The sequence below is a fragment of the Streptomyces sp. NPDC041814 genome (assembly GCF_055590565.1).
On sequence record NZ_JBVJAM010000002.1, the window covers coordinates 1 to 21,401 of the forward strand.

The 21,401-nt window shown below is 74.9% G+C and carries 4 protein-coding genes; all 4 read right to left on the bottom strand.

All coding sequences use genetic code 11. The features are described from left to right. On the bottom strand, positions 1–1,730 hold a 1,730-nt coding region (locus ACZ6C6_RS05510), incomplete at its 3' end, for a type I polyketide synthase (protein WP_469200829.1). A gap of 79 nt (positions 1,731–1,809) precedes the next feature. Then, positions 1,810–20,196, bottom strand: coding sequence for an SDR family NAD(P)-dependent oxidoreductase (locus ACZ6C6_RS05515; protein ID WP_469199373.1), 18,387 nt, complete (start codon positions 20,194–20,196; stop codon positions 1,810–1,812). 84 nt (positions 20,197–20,280) lie between these two features. Beyond that, the gene (locus ACZ6C6_RS05520) at positions 20,281–21,198 is read right to left on the bottom strand and encodes an alpha/beta hydrolase (RefSeq protein WP_469199375.1); all 918 of its coding nucleotides are present in this window, start codon (positions 21,196–21,198) and stop codon (positions 20,281–20,283) included. A gap of 2 nt (positions 21,199–21,200) precedes the next feature. Then, on the bottom strand, positions 21,201–21,395 hold the full coding sequence (locus ACZ6C6_RS05525; protein ID WP_469199377.1) for a ferredoxin: 195 nt from the start codon (positions 21,393–21,395) through the stop codon (positions 21,201–21,203). Positions 21,396–21,401: the final 6 nt, after the last annotated feature.

The window sequence follows — 21,401 nt, forward strand, 5'->3', positions numbered from 1 at the left end:
AGGTGTTCTGCGAACACGGGTGAGGTGGTGAGGAGTTCGCGGGCCATGCCCTCCCATTGGGAGCCCTGGCCCGGGAACACGAACACCGTCCTCCCGTGGTCCGTCGCGATGCCCTCCACCACATCGGCCGACGGCACACCCCGCGCCAGCGAATCCAGCGCCGGCACCAGCTCCTCGCGGCTGCGCGGCACGACCACCGCCCGGTGACCGAGCACGGCCCGGCCCCGGGCCAGCACCGCGCCGACCGCCGCCGGATCGAGCTCCGGGCGCTCCTCCGCGTACGCACGCAACCGCGCGGCCTGCTCCCGCAGCGCCTCCGGGTCGTGCGCGGACAGCAGCCACGGCACCACCGGGCGTACCGGTGCGGCGTCGGCCGGTGCCTCGGAGGGCGGCGCCTCCAGGATGACGTGCGCGTTCGTCCCGCTGATCCCGAACGACGACACTGCGGCCCGGCGCGGCCGGTCGCCCGGTGCCCAGTCGCGGGCCTCGGTGAGCAGGCGTACGGCTCCGGCCTCCCAGTCGACGTGTGGGGACGGCTCGTCCACATGCAAGGTGCGGGGCAGTACGCCGTGGCGCATGGCCTGCACCATCTTGATGATGCCGCCGACACCGGCGGCGGCCTGGGTGTGCCCGATGTTGGACTTCAACGACCCGAGCCACAGCGGCTGTTCGTCCGGCCGGTCCTGCCCGTACGTCGCGATCAGCGCCTGCGCCTCGATCGGGTCGCCCAGCCTCGTGCCCGTGCCGTGCGCCTCGACCGCGTCCACCCCGCCGGTGTCGAGCCCGGCATCCTCCAGGGCCTGGCGGATCACCCGCTGCTGCGACGGCCCATTGGGCGCCGAAAGCTGCCCGCTCGTGCCGTCCTGGTTGACGGCGGAGCCCCGGACGACGGCGAGGACCCGGTGGCCGTTGCGGCGCGCGTCCGACAGCCGCTCCACCAGGAGCAGCCCCACGCCTTCGCCCCAGCCCGTGCCGTCCGCCGCCGCCGCGAACGCCTTGCACCGGCCGTCCGGGGACAGCCCGCGCTGCCGGCTGAACTCCACGAAGAGACCGGGGCTCGCGATGACCGTCGCGCCGCCCGCCAGCGCCAGGTCGCACTCGCCCCGGCGCAGCGACTGCACCGCCAGATGCAGCGCCACCAGCGACGACGAGCACGCAGTGTCGATCGTCACCGCGGGCCCTTCGAGCCCGAAGGTGTACGACAGCCGCCCGGACGCCACCGACCCGGCGCTGCCGGTGCCGATGTATCCCTCCAGGCCGTCCGGGGCGCGCCGGATGCGCCCTCCGTAATCCCCGTACATCACCCCGGCGAACACCCCGGTACGTGAGCCGCGCAGCGTGTCCGGGTCGATGCCCGCCCGCTCGAACGCCTCCCAGGCCGTCTCCAGGAGCAGCCGCTGCTGCGGGTCGACGGCTACCGCCTCGCGCGGGCTGATCCCGAAGAACGCCGGGTCGAACCGGTCGGCGTCGTGCAGGAAGCCGCCCTCCCGGGCGTAGCTGCGGCCGGTCCGTTCCGGGTCGGGGTCGTAGAGCGCGGCCGTGTCCCATCCCCGGTTCTCCGGGAACGGGGATACCGCGTCCGTACCCGAGGCGACGACGTCCCACAGCTCCTCGGGAGAGCGGACACCGCCCGGGTAGCGGCAGGACATGCCCACGATCGCGATCGGTTCGTGCCGCTCGGCCTCGGCCTCGGTCAGCCGCTGCCGGGTCTGGAGCAGGTCACTGGTCACGCGCTTGAGGTAGTCGCGGAGCCTGGCCTCGTTCGTCATGCGACGTCAACTCTCCTCGTCGTACGGTCGGTCGTACGGTCTATTCGGAGCCGAGCTGTCCGTCGATGAGCTGGAAGAGCTCGTCGTCGGACGCCTGGTCCAGCTGGGGGGCGGCAGGGATGCCGGGGGTCGGTACGGGCGGCTCACCGGCCGCCGTGAGCCGGGCCTGCAAGGAGGCCAGCCGGGCGGTGATCCGCTCGCGGGTCTCCGCGTCGAGCGCCGCCCCGTCGAAGGCGGCCTCCAACTCGTCGATACGGGCCAGGGCCGAGGCCGGTCCGCCGGGCAGCCGGTCAGTCAGCTCCGCGTGCAGGTGGGCGGCGAGCGCGGTCGCCGTCGGCCGGTCGAAGAGCAGGGTGGTCGGCAGTCGCAGCCCGGTCTCGGCCCCGAGCCGGTTGCGCAGCTCGACGGCGGTCAGCGAGTCGAAGCCCAGGTCGAGCAGGCCCCGGTCGGCGGGCACCGGCCGGCTCGGCGGGTGGCCCAGCGTCTCCGCCACCGCCGCCCGCACCAGGTCGAGCACCAGGCGAGGACGCTCCTCCTCGACCGCCTCCGCGAGCTTGCGGACCCAGGGCGCATCGCCGTCCGTCCCGGACGCCGGCACCGGCCGCCGCTCCGGCAGCCCGGTCAGCGACCGCAGCAGCGGTGGCACCCGGTCCGGGTCGCCGAGCCGGCGCAGCGCCGAGGTGTCCAGCCGGGCCGGCACGAGACCGGGAAGCCCCGAGGCCAGCGCCGCGTCGAACAGCTCAAGCCCCTCCTCGGCCGTGAGCGGTGCGATCCCCGTACGCGCGATCCTGGCCAGGTCCGCGGCGCCGAGGGCGTCGCCGAGACCGCCGGGCTGTTCCCAGAGCCCCCACGCGAGCGAGACGGCGGGCAGCCCGAGCGCGCGACGGTGGTGCGCCAGCGCGTCCAGATAGGTGTTCGCAGCGGCGTAGTTGGCCTGGCCGGCGTTGCCGATGATCCCGGCCACCGACGAGAACAGCACGAACGCGGCCGGTTCGATGCCCCGTTCCACGGTCAGTTCGTGCAGCAGCCGGGCCGCGTCGGCCTTGGGCCGCAGGACGGCCGCGAACGCCTCGGCCGTCAGCGCCTCCAGCGTCGCGTCCGCCGTGACGCCCGCCGCGTGGACGATCGCGGTCAGCGGATGGGCGTCCGGCACGGAGTCGAGCAGGTCCGCCAGGGCCGCCCGGTCCGTGAGGTCGCAGGCGGTCAGGGTGACATCGGCGCCGAGACCGGTGAGGCGGTCGGTCAGCTCCCGGGCCCCGGGGGCATCCGGTCCGCGCCGCCCGGTCAGGAGCAGCCGCCGTACCCCGTGCCGGGTCACCAGCCGTTCCGCGACGAGCCCGCCCAGCGCGCCCGTGGCACCGGTCACGAGCACCGTGCCCGGCAGCTCCGTGCGGTCCTCCGCCGGAAGCGGGACCCGGGCCAGCCGGGGGACCAGCACCACCCCGCCCCGCAGGGCGAGTTGAGGCTCACCGGTGCCCAGCGCGGCGTCCCGCACACCGGCCGAGGCATCCGCCCCGTCCGTATCGACCAGGACGAACCGTCCGGGATGCTCGGTCTGGGCCGTACGCACCAGACCCCACCACGCCGAGTGGTCGAGCCCGGACACGGGGTCGCCTTCCTCGACGGCAACCGCCCGCCGCGTCGTCACGACCAGCCTGGCCCCGGCCAGCCGCTCGTCGGCCACCCAGTCGCGCAGCACCCCCGCGAGGGCGGGCAGGGAACGCGGCTCCTCGCCCAGCAGGGCGTCACCGGCGAACCGCCCCTCCGCCTCCGCGACCCGCAGCGCCTCGTCGTACCCGAGCGCGACCGGCCCGCTGGCCGGGACGGCGTGCGCCGCCCACTCCACCCGGTAGAGCCCGCCGCCACCCCGGCGCGCCCGCGCGAACCGGGCCGGATCGGCCTCCCGTACGACCAGGGCGTCCACGGACAGCACCGGGGTCCCCGACTCGTCGGTGAGCAGCAGCGCGGTGGTGCCGGGCCCGGCCGGGGTCAGGTGCGCCCTGGCCGATCCGGTCCCCGGCCCGTGCACCCGCACCCCGTTCCAGACGAACGGCACCGGCAGCCCGCCCGAAGGACCGGGACCGGCGAGCGCGAGCGGGTGCAGGGCCGCGTCGATGAGCGCGGGAGCCACCAGCCGGCCGCCGGCCTGCTCCGGCCCGGCCGCGACCTCGGCGAACCAGCTGCCGTCCTCCGGACCGCGCCAGGCCGCCCGCAGCCCCTGGAAGGCGGGGCCGTACGCGTACCCCAGCGCAGCCAGCCCGGCATAGGCGTCGGTCACCTCGACGGGCTCCGCCCCGGCCGGCGGCCAGGCACCCGCCGGAGGAGCGGGAGGCACGGCGGCGTCCGGCGCGAGGACCCCGGAGGCGTGCACCGTCCAGGACTCCCCCTCGCCATCCGCCGCCCGGGAGTGGACGGTCACCGTCCGGCGGCCGTCCGCACCCGGCGCGCCCACGCTCACCTGCACCCGCACGGCCCCCGTCTCCGGCACCGGCAGCGGATCGCTGAGCGTCAGTTCGTCCAGTACGGGGGTGCCGGCCGCCCGGCCCGCGTACAGGGCGAGTTCGAGCAGCGCCGCCCCCGGCAGCACGACCGAGCCGAGCACCGCGTGGTCGGCCAGCCACGGGTGTGTGGCCGTCGACAGCAGCCCGGTGTGGACGGTGCCCGCGTCACCGGCGAGTTCGACCGCCGCTCCGAGCAGCGGATGGTCGGTCGCGCCGAGCCCGGCCTGCTCGACCCGGGCGGCACCGGCCGGTGCCGCCGGGCGGTCCAGCCAGTACCGCTCCCGCTGGAAGGGGTACGTGGGCAGCTCGACGGCCCGGCGGCCCTCCCGCACCCCGTACACCGCCCGGCCGACCGTGCCACCGGCGGCATGCAGCGCGCCCAGCGCCTCCGGCAGCGAGCGCGGCTCGGGGCGGTCGCGGCGCAGCAGTGGCAGCGACACCGCTTCGGGGTGCGTATCGGAGGCCATGGTCGCGAGTACCGCGTCGGGACCCAGCTCCAGGAACGCTCCGATGCCCAGGTCCCGCGACGCGCCGACACCGTCCGCGAAGCGGACCGCCTCGCGGGCGTGCCGGACCCAGTAGTCGGGTGAGGTGAGTTCGTCGGAGGTGGCGATCCGCCCGGTGAGGTCGGAGATCACTGTCAGGCGCGGCGGCCGGAGATCGAGACCGGACAGCACCTCACGGAACTCCGCGAGGACCGGGTCCATCAGCGGCGAGTGGAAGGCGTGACTCACACCGAGCCTGCGGGTCCGGGCCCCCGATGCCCCGGCCCGGGCGGCGATCTCGTCCACCGCACCGGTCTCGCCCGAAATCACCGTCGCACGCGGTCCGTTGAGTGCTGCGATGCCCACTCGGTCGCCGAGACCGGCCAGCAGCCGGGTCACCGCCTCCTCGTCCAGGGCCACGGCGAGCATCGCGCCCCCGGCCGGCAGCTCGTCCATCAGCCGGCCCCGGGCCGCCACCAGCGTCGCCGCGTCGGAGAGCGACAGCACCCCGGCCGCATGCGCGGCGGCCACCGAACCGACGGAGTGCCCGAGCAGCGCGTCCGGACGCACACCGAGGTGCTCCAGCAACCGGAAGAGTGCCGTCTCCAGGGCGAACAGGGCGGGCTGGGTGTAGCGGGTCCGGTCGAGCAGCGCCGCCTCCGGGGTGCCGTCGGCGGCGAAAGCGATCTCGCGCAGGGAGCGGCCGATGAGCGGGTCGAGTGCGGCGCAGACCGCGTCGAAGGCGGCGGCGAACGCGTCGTGCGCCGCATACAGCTCACGGCCCGCCCCGGCGCGCTGGCTGCCCTGGCCGGTGAAGAGGAACGCGGTCGGGACCCGCTCCGGGGCCACGGCCGGCGGTGCCCCGCCCGCCGCGACGGAGGCGAGGGCGCGCAGTGTCTCCTCGCGGTCGGCCGCGACGAACGAGACGCGGTGCGTGAAGGGGGCGGGCCCGGCGGCGAGGGCTGCCGACACGTCCGCCGGTTCCGGGTGGGGGCTGCGTTCGAGTACGCCGGCCAACTGTGCGGCGCGCGCACGGAGTGCGCCGGCGGTGTGCCCGGAGAGGAGCCACGGAACGGGGTGCTGGGCGGTCGTCGCCCGCCGCGTGTCCGGCGGGACGGACGCCGCCTCCAGGACCACATGAGCGTTGGTCCCGCTGATCCCGAACGACGACACCGCGGCCCGCCGGGGCCGCTCCCGCTCCGGCCACGGAACCGTCTCGGTGAGCAGCGCGACACCGCCCTGCGCCCAGTCGACGTGCGGGGTCGGCCGGTCGATGTGCAGGCTTCTGGGCAGGGTCCCGTGCCGCATGGACAACACGGTCTTGATCACGCCCGCGACACCCGCCGCCGCCTGGGTGTGCCCGATGTTCGACTTCACCGAGCCCAGCAGCAGCGGCCTGTCGTCCGGCCGGTCCTGGCCGTAGACCGCGAGGAGTGCCTGCGCCTCGATCGGGTCGCCGAGCCTCGTCCCCGTCCCGTGCGCCTCGACGGCGTCCACGTCCGCGGGGGTGAGTCCCGCCCGGTCCAGTGCCTCGCGGATGACCCGCTGCTGGGAGGGGCCGTTGGGCGCGGTGAGGCCGTTGCTCGCCCCGTCCTGGTTGACGGCGGAGCCCCGCAGCACGGCCAGCACCTCGTGGCCGTTGCGGCGGGCGTCCGACAGCCGCTCGACGAGGAGCAGGCCGACGCCCTCGCCCCAGCCCGTGCCGTCGGCGGCTTCCGCGAACGGCTTGCACCGCCCGTCGGCGGAGAGCCCCCGTTGCCTGCTGAACTCCACGAACGTCGCGGGCCCGGCCATCACCGTCACTCCGCCGGCGAGCGCGAGGTCGCACTCGCCCTGCCGGAGCGCCTGGGCCGCGAGATGCAGCGCCACCAGGGACGAGGAGCAGGCCGTGTCCACGGTCACCGCAGGGCCTTCGAGGCCGAAGGTGTAGGCGACCCGGCCGGAGGCGACACTGCCCGCGCTGCCGCTGACGAGATACCCCTCGACCTCACCGGGCGCGTTGGGCGCCTGGTGCAGCCGGGCCCCGTAGTCGTTGTACATCACCCCGGCGAACACCCCGGTACGGGAGCCGCGCAGCCCGGCCGGGTCGATCCCGGCCCGCTCGAACGCCTCCCAGGCCGTCTCCAGCAGCAGCCGCTGCTGCGGGTCTGTGGTCAGGGCCTCGCGCGGGCTCATCCCGAAGAACTCCGGGTCGAAGTCGGCGGCCGTGTGCAGGAACCCGCCCTCCCTGGCGTACGAGGTGCCGGGCCGGGAGGCGTCCGGGTCGTAGAGCCCGGCCAGGTCCCAGCCCCGGTCCGTCGGGAAGCCGGAAACGGCGTCCGTCTCCTCGCTGACCAGCCGCCACAGCTCCTCGGGTGTGGTCACCCCGCCGGGGAACCGGCACGCCATGGAGACGATCGCGACCGGGTCGTCGGCGACGGCCGTACGGGGGGCGGTGGCAGCGGCGGCCGGGACGGCTGCCGACCCGGCCCCGCCCAGCTCCTCACGCAGCAGCGCCACGAGCGCCTGCGGGGTCGGGTGGTCGAAGACCAGGGTCGTCGGCAGCCGCAGCCCCGTGGCCGCCCCGAGCCGGTTGCGCAGGTCGACCGCGGCGAGCGAGTCGAAGCCGAGATCGGTGAACGCGCGCCCTTCTGGCACCGCCCCGGCGTCCGCGTGCCCGAGCACGGTGGCCGTGGTGGCACGCACCAGCTCCGACAGCCGCCGTTCCACCTCCTCGGCCGACAGGCCGGCCAGCTGCCCGGCGAACGTCGAACCCGAGTCGGTGGGGGTGGAGTTGATAGCCTTACGGGGGCGCCTCGGCGCCAGCGAGCGGAGCGGAGCCGGGACCGGCGCGCCCCCTTCGCCCAGGGTGGCGGTGGCGAACCTGGAGGCGACGAGCACGGGTCTCGCGGAGCCCAGCGCGGTGTCGAACAGCCGCAGGGCGCTCTCGGCCGGGAGCGGGGAGATGCCCGTGCGGGCGAGGCGGGCGAGGTCGGCCGCGCCCAGCCGGGATCCCATGCCGTCGCTCTGGTCCCAGAGCCCCCAGGCCAGCGAGGTGCCGGGCAGCCCTTGGGCTCGGCGGTGGTGGGCGAGGGCGTCCAGGTAGGCGTTGGCGGCCGCGTAGTTGGCCTGCCCGGCCGTGCCGGTGATCCCGGTGACCGAGGAGAAGAGGACGAACGCGGAGAGTTCCAGGCCGAGTTCACCCGTGAGCTCGTGCAGCAGCAGCGCGGCGTCCGCCTTGGGGCGCAGGACCGTGTCCAGCCGCTCCGGGGTCAGGTCCTCCAGCACCCCGTCGTCGAGGACTCCGGCGGCGTGCACGACCGCGCTCAGCGGGTGCGCGGCCGGGATGCCCGCCAGGAGGGTGGCGACGGCGTCCCGGTCGGCGGTGTCGCAGGCGACCAGGGTGACGTCCGCCCCGAGCCCGGTGAGGTGCGTCAGCAGCTCGGCCGCCCCCGGGGCCGTCGGGCCGCGTCGCCCGGCGAGCAGGAGGTGCCGGACGCCGTGGTGGGTGATGAGCCGCTCGGCGATGGTTGCGCCGAGCGCGCCCGTGGCGCCGGTGAGCAGCACCGTGCCATGTCCGTCGGGACCGGCGACCGCCGTCTGGGCCGAGGCCCCGTCAGCGGTGCGGATCAGCCTGGGGACCAGCACGCGTCCCTCGCGCAGGGCGAGCTGGGGTTCGTCCGTGCCCAGTGCGGCGTCGAGTCCCGCCTCACTGGCCGCGCCGCCGTCCGTGTCCACGACGACGAAGCTGCCGGGGTGCTCCGACTGGGCCGTGCGCAGCAGCCCCCACACCGTGGCCGCCGCCGGGTCGGACACCGCCTCGCCGTCCCGTGTCGCGACGGCGCCCGAGGTGACGACGGCCAGCCGGGAGCCCCCCTCCGAATCCTCCCGGGCCAGCCACTCCTGGACGAGCGTCAGGGCCTGATGCGCGGCCTCCGCCGCGGACAGGCCGGGGGTGATCCGTACGATCCCGGACCCGGGCGGGATGTCACCGGTCCGGCCCGCGCGGGCCGGCCGCTCCTGCCACGCCACCTCGTACAGCGGATCGGCGGCCACGGCGGGCGCCGGCAGCAGACGCACCGAGCCCACCGAGGCGACAGGGCTGCCGGTGGCATCGGTCAACGACAGCGCGACCGACTGCCTCTCGCGCGGTTCCAGCCGGACACGCAGCACGTCGGCCCCGGTGGCGTGGAGCCGGATACCGGACCAGGAGAACGGCAGCGTCAGCTCCTCGCCGTGACCCCGCAGCGGCAGCAGGTGCAGGGCGGAGTCCAACAGTGCGGGGTGCAGTACGAAGTCCGCTGCCCGGGGCCGGAGTTCGTCCGGCAGCGCGACCTCGGCGAAGAGGGTGTCCCCGGCCGTCCAGGCGTCCCGCAGATTACGGAAGGCGGGCCCGTAGCCGTAGCCCAGGGCCGCCAGCCGCTCGTACACCTCGGCGACATCCGTACGCACCGCACCGGCCGGAGGCCAGGCGGCCTCGGTGTCCGGCACCTCGTCGTCCGCCGGGGCGAGCCACCCGGACGCGTGCCGGACCCAGGGCTGTCCCTCGCCGGGGCGGGCGTGCACGTCGAATGAGCGCCGTCCCGTTTCGTCGGGACCGCCGACCGCCAGCTGGAGCGCCACCGCCGAACCGTCGTCCGGCAGGGGCAGCGGCGCCTCCAGCGTCAGCTCGTCCACGACCGGCGCGTCCGCCCGCTCACCCGCACGCAGGGCCAGCTCGACGAGGAGCGCCGCCGGGACGAGGGCCACGCCGCCCATCGCGTGGTCGGCGAGCCAGGGGAGCGCCCCCGTGCCGACCTCGCCCGTGAACAGCAACCCGCCGTCCCCGGCCAGCTCGACGGCCGGTGCGAGCAACGCGTCGGTCGCGGGGGTGTCCAGCCAGTAGTGGGTGGGCCGGAAGGGGTAGGTGGGCAGGTCGGTGTGTCCGGCGCCGCCCGGAGTGAGCGGGGTGCCCTGGGCGTACGTCGTGGCGAGAGCGGTCTCGAAGGTGTGCCGTTCGCTCTGGTTCCTGCGCAGGAGCGGGGTGGCGTCGGGTGTGTGGGTGGTGAGAGAGGCGTCGGGGCCGAGTTCGAGGTAGGTGGTGATGCTTTTGCCGGTCAGAGTGGCGATGTTGTCGTGGTGGCGGACCGTGTTGCGTATCTGGTCGGTCCAGTGATCGGGGCTGGTGGGGTCGCCCGTGGTGATCAGGGGGATGAGCGGTTGGTGGTAGGTGAGGGACCGGGCCGTCTCCCGGAAGGCGTCGAGGATGGGGTCCATGTGGTGGGAGTGGAAGGCGTGGCTGACGGTGAGCGGGCGGACGCGGTGCCCCTGCCGCTTCAGCGTCTGCGTGGCGTCCTCCACGGCGTCGCGGTCACCCGAAATCACCAGTGAGGTGGGGCTGTTCACGGCGGCGAGAGCGATGTGCGCGTTGAGGTGGGGCTGTATCTGTTCTTCGGTTGCCTCGACGGCGGTCATGGCTCCGCCTGCCGGTGCGGACTGCATGAGCCGGGCGCGGGCGGTGATGAGGAGTGCGGCGTCGGGCAGGGTGAGGATGCCTGCGACGTGGGCGGCGGTGAGCTCGCCGATGGAGTGGCCCGTGACGAAATCAGGGGTCACCCCGTGGTGCGAGAGAAGGTGATGGAGCGCGGTCTCCAACGCGAAGAGGGCGGGCTGGGTGTAGCGGGTCTCGTTGAGGAGCGCGGCCTTCTTGGAGCCCGGAGCGGCGAACATGACATCGTGCAGGGGCAGTTCGAGGTGCGGGTCGAGCGCTTCGAAGACCTCGTCGAGCGCGGTGGCGAACACCGGGTACGCCGTGTACAGCGTGTGGCCCATCTGCGGGCGCTGGCTGCCCTGCCCGGTGAAGAGGTACGCGATACGGGGCGCGGGCGCGGCGGCACCCCGTACGAGTGCGGGATGTTCCGCACCGGTCGCGAGCGCGTCCAACGCGTCGAGTGCCCGCTCCCGGTCGCCCGCGAGCACCACCCCGCGGTGCTCCAGCGCGGCCCGGCCCGTCGCCAGCGTGCGGCCGATCGCCTCGCCCGGTGCCGGGTCCTCCCGTACGAAGGCGGCCAGGCGGGCAGCCTGTTTCCGCAGCGCGTCCGGGCTGTGCGCGGAGAGCGGCCACAGCGCGACCGGACTCTCGTCGGGCCCGGCCTCCTGCGGGGCCTGGCCCTGCTCCAGGATGACGTGCGCGTTCGTTCCGCTGATGCCGAAGGAGGACACCGCCGCGCGGCGCGGCCGGTCGCGCTCGGGCCAGGGTGTGTCCTCGACCAGCAGCCGCACCGCCCCCGACGCCCAGTCGATGTGCGGCGACGGCTCGTCGGCGTGCAGGGTGCGTGGCAGCACACCGTGGCGCATCGCCTCGACCATCTTGATGATGCCGCCCACCCCGGCGGCCGCCTGGGAGTGCCCGATGTTGGACTTCAGTGAGCCGAGGTGCAACGGCTCGTCGCCCGCCCGGTCCTGCCCGTACGTGGCCAGCAGTGCCTGCGCCTCGATGGGGTCCCCGAGCCGGGTCCCGGTCCCGTGGGCCTCGACGGCGTCGACCTCCGAGGCCCGCAGCCCCGCACCGGCCAGGGCCTGGCGGATGACGCGCTCCTGCGACGGGCCGTTGGGCGCGGTGAGGCCGTTGCTCGCGCCGTCCTGGTTGACCGCCGAGCCCCGCACGACCGCGAGCACCCGGTGGCCGTTGCGGCGGGCGTCTGACAGGCGCTCCACCAGCAGGAGTCCGACACCCTCCGACCAGCCGGTCCCGTCGGCCGTCGCGGAGAACGACTTGCACCGGCCGTCGGGGGAGAGCCCGCGCTGTCGGCTGAACTCCACGAATGTGTCGGGACGCGCCATCACAGTCACTCCGCCGGCCAGAGCGAGATCGCACTCGCCCTGCCGTAGCGCCTGGGCCGCCAGGTGCAGAGCGACCAGCGAGGAGGAGCAGGCCGTGTCCACGGTCACCGCCGGGCCCTCCAGGCCGAAGGTGTAGGCGACCCTTCCCGAGATCACGCTCGATGTGTTGCCGGTGAGCAGATAGCCCTCCAGATCGCGGGGCGCCTTGGCGAGCCGAGATCCGTAGTCGTTGTACATGACTCCGGCGAAGACTCCCGTCCGGCTCCCGCGGACGCTGCCCGGGTCGATCCCGGCGTGCTCGAACGTCTCCCAGGCCGTCTCCAGGAGCAGCCGTTGCTGGGGGTCGGCCGCAAGGGCCTCGCGGGGGCTCATGCCGAAGAACTCGGCGTCGAACTCCCCTGCCCCGTACAGGAATCCTCCCTCGCGGGCGTACGAGGTGCCGAGGTGGTCCGGGTCCGGGTCGTAGAGCCCCGCCAGGTCCCAGCCCCGGTCCGTGGGGAAGCCCCCGATGGCGTCCCGGCCCGACGCGACGAGGTCCCACAGGTCGTCGGGTGATGCCACGCCGCCCGGGTAGCGGCAGGCCATGCCCACGATGACGACCGGGTCGTCCTGGCCCAAGGGCCGGGCTTCGGTGAGCGGGGCGGGGGAGTTCGCGGTTCCGCCGGGCAGCAGGGCGAGCAGGTGGGCGGCGAGCGAACGGGGAGTGGGGTGGTCGAAGACGGCCGTCGCGGAGATCCGCAGCCCGGTGGCGGTGGCCAGCCGGTTGCGCAGGTCGACACCGGCGAGCGAGTCGAAGCCCAGGTCCCGGAAGGCACGCGAGTCGTCCAGCCCGGCCGGGCCGGTGTGACCGAGCACGGTCGCCACCGTCGCCCGTACCAGGTCCGTGACGGTGGACTGCCGTTCCTCCTCCGGGAGGGCGGAGGTGCGCTGCGCCCATGGGCCGGCGTCGGAGCCCCTGGCCGTCGCCGCCGATGCACGGGGACGCGGTGCGCGCACCAGGCCGCGCAGCACGGGAGGCAGGGTGCCCTGTCGCGCCCGGGTCCGCAGCGCAGGTGCGTCGAAGCGTACGAGGACCGGAGCGGGGTCCTCGCCCGCGAGGGCCGCGTCCAGCAGGGCGAGCCCGTCGGCGACCGACAGCGGGCCGAGCCCGGAACGCGACCAGCGGGCCAGCTCGGTCGCCCCCAGGGTCCCGCTCATCCCCTCCGGCTGGTCCCAGAGTCCCCAGGCGAGCGAGGTGGCGGGCAGGCCGAGGGCGCGGCGGTGGTGGGCCAGCGCGTCGAGCGAGGCGTTGGCGGCGGCGTAGTTGGCCTGCCCGGCACTGCCGGTGACCCCGACGACCGACGAGAACAGTGCGAAGTCGCTCAGCTCGCTGTCGGCCGTGAGCTCGTGGAGATGGACTGCGGCATCGGCCTTCGTACGGAGCACGGCGTCCAGCCGGTCCGGCGTCAGGCCCTCGACGGTTACGTCGTCGAGGACACCGGCCAGGTGGAAGACGGCCCCCAGGGGGCGGTCGGCGGGGATCGATTCCAGGGCCCCGGCCAGCTCCTGGCGCGAGGAGGCATCCACGGCGGCGAACCGCACCTCGGCCCCGGATTCGGCAAGCTCACGGGCCAACTCGCTAGCACCCTGGGCGTGTTCGCCGCTCCGGCTCACCAGCAGTAGATGCCGGGCTCCGTGCCGTTCCACGAGATGCCGGGCCAGCAGCCGGCCGAGCCCACCGGTCCCGCCGGTGATCAGGACCGTGTGGTGGCCGTAGTCGCGTGGTTCCGGGGCGGCAGTGACGCCACCAGGGGCGACCCGGGGTGCGAAGAGACCGCCACCGCGCAGGGCGAGTTGTGGTTCCTCGTGGGTCGCGGAGGCCAGGAGGTCCAGATCCGGGGCGTCCCCGTCGACGTCCGCCAGCGCGAATCGTCCCGGGTGCTCCGACTGCGCCGACCGTACGAGCCCCCAGGCGGCGGCCGACCAGGGATCGGGTACGGCGTCGCCCTCCGCCACGGCCTGCGCGCCACGCGTCAGGAGCAGGAGCCGGGCGTCCGCGAAGCGGTCCTGGTCCAGCCATTCCCGGATCACCGCGAGGGCGTGCCCGGCGGCCGGGCGGCCCTGCGGAACGGACACGGCGACGGCATCCGGGACGGGGGTGCCGGGCGCGAGGTCCGCGAGCGCGTCGACGTGCACGGCGTGTGTGCGCGGAGCCGGCCGGCGCGGGACGGCTACCCAGTCGATGCGGTGCGGCACCGGACCGGGAGGAGCGCCGAGCGCGGCGGCGTCGACCGGGAGCAGGGTGAGCGCGTCGGCGGTGAGTACGGCGTTGCCGGCCGGGTCGGTGACCGTGAGCCGGCCGGACGACCAACGGGCGCGCAGAGCGGTGGCGCCGGTCGCGAAGAGTTCGACGCCCGACCAGGCGAAGGGGACGGGCAGCGCGCCGTTCTCGCGCACCTCCTCCCGGCCGACGAGCGGGTGCAGCGCCGCATCGAGCAGGGCTGGGTGGACCGGGAACTCCGCCGCCTGCTCGCGCAGTTCGTCCGGGAGCGCGATCTCCGCGAAGAGGTCGTCGCCGTGGCTCCACGCCGCCCGGACGGCACGGAACGCGGGCCCGTACTCGTACCCCAGCCGGTCGAGCCGTTCGTACAGCGCCTCCACGTCGAGCGCGTCGGCGTGCTCGGGCGGCCAGAGGGTGTCCGGTGCGGGGGGAGCGGCGGCGGAGGGGGACAGCGTGCCCGTGGCGTGCCGGGTCCAGTCGGCCGCCGGGTCCGGCCGGGTGTGGATGCTGAGCGTGCGGTGTCCGCCGGTGTCGGGAGGGCCGACGGCCAGCTGGAGCGAGAGCGGGTCATCGGCGGGCAGCACGAGCGGGGCTTCAAGCGTCAGCTCGGCCACCCTCGGCGCGTCCACGGCCTCACCGGCGGCGAGCGCCAGATCCACGAAGGCCATACCCGGAAGCAGGGTGTGGCCCAGGATCTCGTGGTCCGCGAGCCAGGGGTGCGCGTTCCGGGACAGTCGGCCGGTGAACACCCGGCCACCCTGCTCGGCCAGCTCGCCCGAGGCCCCGAGGAAGGGGTGCTCGGCGGCCACGAGGCCCAGCGACTCCGGACCGGCCGTGACCCGGCTCGGCACCCGCCAGTAGCGGGTGGTGCGGAAGGGGTAGGTGGGGAGGTCGGTGTGTCCGCGTCCGCCCAGGTTCAGCGGGGCGCCGTGGGCATGGGTGGTGGCTAGGGCGGTGCGGTAGGTGCGGTCTTCGGGGTGGTTCTTGCGCAGGAGCGGGGTGGCGCCGGGTGTGTGGGTGGTGAGAGAGGCGTCGGGGCCGAGTTCGAGGTAGGTGGTGACGCTCTTGCCGCCCAGGGTGGTGATGTTGTCGTGGTGGCGGACGGTGTTGCGTATCTGCTCCGCCCAGTGGTCGGGGGTGGTCGGGTCCCCGGCCGTGATCAGCGGTGTGCGGGGTGGGTGGTACGTGACGGACCGGGCCACTTCCCGGAACGCGTCGAGGATGGGGTCCATGTGGTGGGAGTGGAAAGCGTGGCTGACGGTGAGCGGGTGGACGCGGTGCCCCTGCTCCTTCAACGTCTGCGCGGTGTGACGGACGGCGTCAGCATCACCTGAAATCACTAGGGATGTCGGGCTGTTCACGGCGGCCAGGGCCACGTGCTCGTTGAGGTACGGCCGTATCCGGTCCTCGGTTGCCTCGGCGGCGGTCATGGCTCCGCCTGCCGGTGCGGACTGCATGAGCCGGGCGCGGGCGGTGATGAGGAGTGCGGCGTCGGGCAGGGTGAGGATGCCTGCGACGTGGGCGGCGGTGAGCTCGCCGATCGAGTGCCCGGTGACGTAGTCGGGGGTGACGCCGTGGTGCGCGAGGAGTCGGTGGAGGGCCGTCTCCAGGGCGAACAAGGCCGGTTGGGTGTAGCGGGTCTCGTGGAGGAGCGCGGCGTTCCCGGTGCCGGCAGGGGCGAACATGACGTCCCGGAGAGGTCGTTCGAGGTGCGGGTCGAGCGCGTCGAAGACCTCGTCGAGCGCGGACGCGAACGCGGGATGAGTGGTGTACAGCTCGCGCCCCATCCCGGCGCGCTGGCTGCCCTGCCCGGTGAACAGGTACGCGATACGGGGCGTGGGCGCGGCGGTACCCCGTACGAGCGCCGGGTGCTCCGCACCGGCCGCCAGCGCGGCCAGCGCATCGAGTGTTTGCTCGCGGTTGTCCGCCAGCACGACCCCACGGTGGTCCAGAGAGGCCCGCCCTCGGTGCAACGACGAAGCGAACCGGCCGAGTTCGGTCTCCGGGTGCTCCTCGACGTACGCCCGCAGCCGCGCGCCCTGCTCCCGCAGCGCGTCGGGGTCCTGGGCGGACAGCGGCCACAACGCGACGGGGTCGTCCTCGGCCTCGGGCTCCTGCGGGGCCTGGGCCTGCTCCAGGATGACGTGGGCGTTCGTCCCGCTGATGCCGAAGGAGGACACCGCCGCGCGGCGCGGCCGGTCACGCTCCGGCCAGGGTGTGTCCTCGACCAGCAGGCGCACGGCCCCCGACGCCCAGTCCACATGGGGCGAAGGCTCGTCCACGTGCAGGGTGCGGGGCAGTACGCCGTGGCGCATCGCCTCGACCATCTTGATGATGCCGCCCACCCCGGCGGCCGCCTGGGCGTGGCCGATGTTCGACTTCAACGAGCCCAGGAGCAGCGGCTCTTCGGCCGGGCGGCCCTGCCCGTACGTGGCCAGCAGCGCATCGGCCTCGATGGGGTCGCCGAGCCGTGTCCCGGTCCCGTGCGCCTCCATGGCGTCCACGTCCGCCGCCTCCAGGCCCGCCCGGGTCAGGGCTTGGCGGATGACACGTTCCTGCGAGGGGCCGTTGGGCGCGGTGAGGCCGTTGCTCGCACCGTCCTGGTTGACCGCCGAGCCCCGTACCACCGCGAGCACCCGGTGACCGTTGCGCCGGGCGTCCGACAAACGCTCCACCAGCAGCAGCCCCACCCCCTCGGCCCACGCCGTCCCGTCGGCCGACGCGGCGAACGCCTTGCACCGCGCGTCCGCCGAGAGTCCGCGCTGTCGGCTGAATTCCAGGAACATGCCGGGCGTCGGCATCACCGTGACCCCGCCCGCGAGCGCGAGGTCGCACTCGCCCTGCCGCAGCGCCTGGGCCGCCAGATGCAGCGCCACCAGGGACGAGGAGCAGGCCGTGTCCACGGTCACCGCCGGGCCTTCGAGGCCGAAGGTGTACGCGACCCGGCCCGAGGCGACACTCGCCGTGCTGCCGGTGAGGAGGTAGCCGTCCAGCCCCTCGGCCGGTTCGTCCAGGCGGGGCCCGTAGTCCTGGGCGGTCGCGCCGACGAACACCCCGGCCGCGCGGCCGCGCAGGCTGTCCGGGGCGATTCCGGCCCGCTCGAACGCCTCCCACGCCGTCGTGAGCAGCAGCCGCTGCTGCGGGTCCATCGCCGCCGCCTCACGCGGGCTGATCCCGAACAGACCGGCGTCGAACTCCCCGGCCCCGTAAAGGAATCCGCCCTCGCGCACATAGGCGGTGCCGGGCCGGTCCGGGTCGGGATCGTAGAGTGCGTCCAGGTCCCAGCCCCGGTCCGTGGGGAACGGCCCGATGGCGTCCGTGCCCTCCGACACGACCCGCCACAGGTCCTCCGGCGACGCCACCCCGCCGGGGTAGCGGCACGCCATGCCGACGATGGCGATCGGCTCGTCCGCGTGGACGGCGGATGCGCCCGGCCGCGCCTGTGCGGTGCTGTCCGAGGGCCCGTCGAGCCGGTCGCGCAGCAGGCGGACCACGGCCTCGGGCGTGGGGTGGTGGTAGACGAGCGCCGACGGCAGGGAGAGCCCGGTCGCCGTCTGGAGGCGGTCGCGCAGCTCGACCCCTGCCAGCGAGTCGAAGCCCAGGTCCTTGAACGCGTGGCCCGGATCGACCGCATCGCCGGTGATGTGACCGAGCACGATCGCGACCTGCGTCCGGACCAGGTCGAGCAGGTCCGCGTCGGGCTTCGCGGCGGGCGGTGCGTCCACGCGAGGAGCCGCCTGTGCCGGTACGGGCGCCTCCGGTGCCTCCGACGGACCGTCCAGCCAGTGGCGCTCGCGCTGGAAGGCGTAGGTCGGCAGCGGTACGGGCCTGCCGCCCCGCTCCGCAAGCGCGCCGGCCCACTCCACCCGGGCGCCCCGGGTCTGCGCCCCGGCCAGCGCGGTGAGCAGGGTCTCCGGCTCGGGCCGGCCGCGCCGCAGCACGGAGAGCGGCGCGGGATCGCCGTCGCTCAGGGTCTCCCGGGCCATAGCCGTGAGGACGGCGTCCGGGCCCAGTTCGACGAAGACGCGCACGCCGTCGTCGCGCAGGGCGCGCAGACCGTCGTGGAAGCGGACCGCGTCGCGGATGTGGCGGGTCCAGTAGTCCGGTGAGGCCAGCTCCTCCGGCGTCGCGATGCGGCCCGTGACGTTGGAGACGATGGGGATGCGCGGTGTTCCGTACGGGATGCCGGCGGCGATCCGGCGGAACGCGTCCAGTGCCGGGTCCATCAGCGGGGAGTGGAACGCATGGCTCACCTTGAGGCGACGGGTGCGGCGGCCTCGCGCGGCGAAGGCGTCCTTGATCCGCAGCACATCGGGCTCGTCCCCCGAGACGACCACCGCGCGGGGCCCGTTGACGGCCGCGAGGGAGACCCGGCCGGTCAGGAACGGAGCCACCTCCTCCTCGGTCGCCTCCAGCGCGGCCATGGCGCCGCCCGCCGGAAGCTCCTGCATCAGCCGGCCCCGGGCCGCGACCAGGCGCGCCGCGTCGGCGAGCGGGAGCACCCCGGAGACATGGGCGGCCGTCAGCTCGCCGATCGAGTGCCCGGCCAGCCGGTCCGGGCGCAGGCCCAGATGCTCCACCAGCCGGAACAGCGCCGTCTCCACGGCGAACAGCGCGGGCTGGGTGTACCGCGTCTCGTCCAGCGCGGCCGCCCCGTCCGGAGCGAGGACGAGTTCGGCGAGCGGACGGTCCAGGTGCGGCGCGAAGGCCGCGCACACCTGGTCGAAGGCCGCCGCGTACTCCGGGAAGCCGGCGTACAGCTCGCGCCCCATCCCGGCGCGCTGGCTGCCCTGGCCGGTGAACAGGAACGCGGTGAGCGGGGGGTGCGCCTCCGCCCTGCCCCGTACGAGCGCCGGGTCGTCCCGGCCGTCGGCGAGCGCGTCGAGCGCGCGCAGCAGCCCGTCCCGGTCCGCCGCGACCGCGACGGCCCGCTCGGCGAAGAGCGTACGGGTGGCGGCGAGGGAGTACGCGGTGTCGAGCGGCGAGGCCGCCGCGGCACCGGCGAGGTGATCGCGGAGCCGGGCGGCCTGCCCGCGCAGGGCCCCGCCGTCACGGGCACTGAGCAGCCAGGGCACCGGACGCGAATCGGGGCCGTCGACCGCAGGAGCCTCCGCCCCGGCCCCCGCCTCTCCCACGACCACATGGCAGTTCGTCCCGCCCATCCCGAACGAGCTGACCCCCGCGATCAGCGGCAGCTCCTCGGACGGCCACGGCCCCTCCTCCGTCCGGACCCGCAGGCCCAGCTCCGTCAAGGGGATCGCCGGGTTGGGGCGTTCGAAGTTGAGGCTGGCGGGGAGCCTGCGCCGGGACACGGACAGGGCGGCCTTCAGCAGGCCCACCAGGCCGGCCGCGCCCTCCAGATGGCCGACGTTCGTCTTCGCCGAGCCGACCAGGAGCGGGGCATCCGACGGCCGGTCCGTGCCGAGGGCGGCGCCCAGCGCGGCGGCCTCGACCGGGTCGCCCACGGGCGTACCCGTGCCGTGCAGTTCGACGTACTGGACCGCGTCGGGCGTGACACCGGCGCGCGCGTACGCCTCGCGGAGCACCGCCTCCTGCGCGGCCCGGTCCGGGACCGTCAGACCCTCGGAGGCGCCGTCGTTGTTGACCGCGCTGCCCAGGATCACGCAATGCACCCGGTCGCCGTCCGCGCGGGCCCGGTCCAGGGGCTTGAGCACGACGGCGACGCCGCCCTCGCCGCGTACGTAGCCGTTGGCCCGGGCGTCGAACGTGAAGCAGCGCCCGTCCGGAGACAGGGCGCCGAACTTCGCGCTGTCCGCGCTGCTGCCGGGGGAGAGGATGAGGTTGGCGCCGCCGACGATCGCGAGGTCGGACTCCCCGGCGCGCAGGCTCTCGCAGGCCAGGTGGACCGCGACGAGCGACGAGGACTGCGCCGAGTCCACGGTCAGACTCGGACCGGTCAGGCCGAGGACGTACGACAGCCGGTTGGCGAGGATGCCCCGGTGCAGCCCGGTCACGGAGTAGCGGTCGGCGCCCGCCTCCCCGCGGCGGTGGTGGAGCGCCGCGTAGTCGTCCCAGATGGCACCGGCGTAGACGGCGGTCCGGCTGCCGGCCAGTGTGCCGGGGACGATGCCCGCCTCCTCCAGGGCCTCCCAGCCCAGTTCGAGGAGCAGCCGCTGCTGAGGGTCCATCGCGGCCGCTTCGCGGGGCGGGACGGAGAAGAAGCCGGCGTCGAACCGGTCCACCTCGTCGAGGAAGCCTCCCCGGGCCGGGGGACCGGCCGGACGACGGTTTGCCGGTGCCTCCCCGACGGCGTCCCCGCCCCGGCTGAGCAGGTCCCAGAACGCGGCGGGATCGGATGCCCCGGGGAGGCGGCAGGCGAGACCGATGACGGCGATTGGTGCGGAGTGGGCGCTACGCATGATCTGTGACGTACTCCCTCGTCGCGGACGACCCGGCGGAGCCACCACCCTCACCGGCCGCGCTAACGGCGGCCTTTGCGCGTTCTAAAACGCCCCGGGCCCAACCGCGTGCAGCCCGCGCCGCAGCGCGGTCAGGTGCTCCAGCGCGACGCGGTGCGGCTCGTCGCCATCCGTCCCGTCGGGGCTGTCCGCCCAGCCGCCGAACGCGTGGTACGCGCCCGGGAAGTTGTGCACCTCCACCGGCACCCCGGCCCGCGCCAGCCGGAGCCCGTACAGCAGGCCCTCGTCGCGCAGCGGATCGAGCCCCGCCGTCGAGATGTACGCCGGGGGCAGGCCGCCCAGGTCCGTCACGCGCGCCGGCGAGGCGTGCGCGGGGACCGCGGCCCTGCCACCCAGATACAGCTCCCAGCTCTCCTGCGCCAGGCGCCGGTTCCAGATGGGGGTGTCCGTGAACGCGGCCATCGAGTCCGTGTCCAGCCGGTCGTCCAGCACCGGGGTGCTCAGATGCTGGAAGACGAGGGCAGGGCCGCCCCGGTCCCGGGCCAGCAGAGTCAGACCGGCGGCCAGACAGCCCCCGGAACTGGCCCCCGCCACCGCCAGCCGGCCCGGGGCCGCGCCGATCTCCGCCGCGTTCCCGGCCGTCCACTCCAGCGCGGCCCAGCAGTCGTCGAGCCCCGCCGGAAACGGGTCCTCCGGCGCCAGCCGGTACGACACCGCCACGACCACCGCCGAGGCGAACACCGCCGCCTGGGCGGCCGAGTGGTGCACCGCGTCCACATTGCCGAGGACGAAGCCCCCGCCGTGGATCCACAGCACGGCGGGCAGTCCGGCCCCCGCCCCGGCCGGGCGGTAGATCCGCACCCGCACCCGCGGCGCCCCCGGCGCCCCCGGAATCCAGCGTTCCGACACCTCGGCCCCCGGCACGGGCGGGAGTTCGCCCAGCGGCCGGGGGCCCGCACGGTGGTCGGCGACCGCGTCGGCCAGCCGTCCCGTCACCGGCATGATCAGCCCTCCAGAGCGATGGCCTGCGAGGGGCAGAGCGCCACGGTGTCCCGCAGCCTCGCCTCCTCCGCCGGACCGTCCACCCGGTCCTCCAGGACCACGACCGTGCCCTCGTCGGACTGGTCGAAGCGGTCGGGGGCGGACAGGACGCACTGCCCCGCGCCCAGACACCGCTGTGTATCGGCCTTGATGTGCATGGCTTC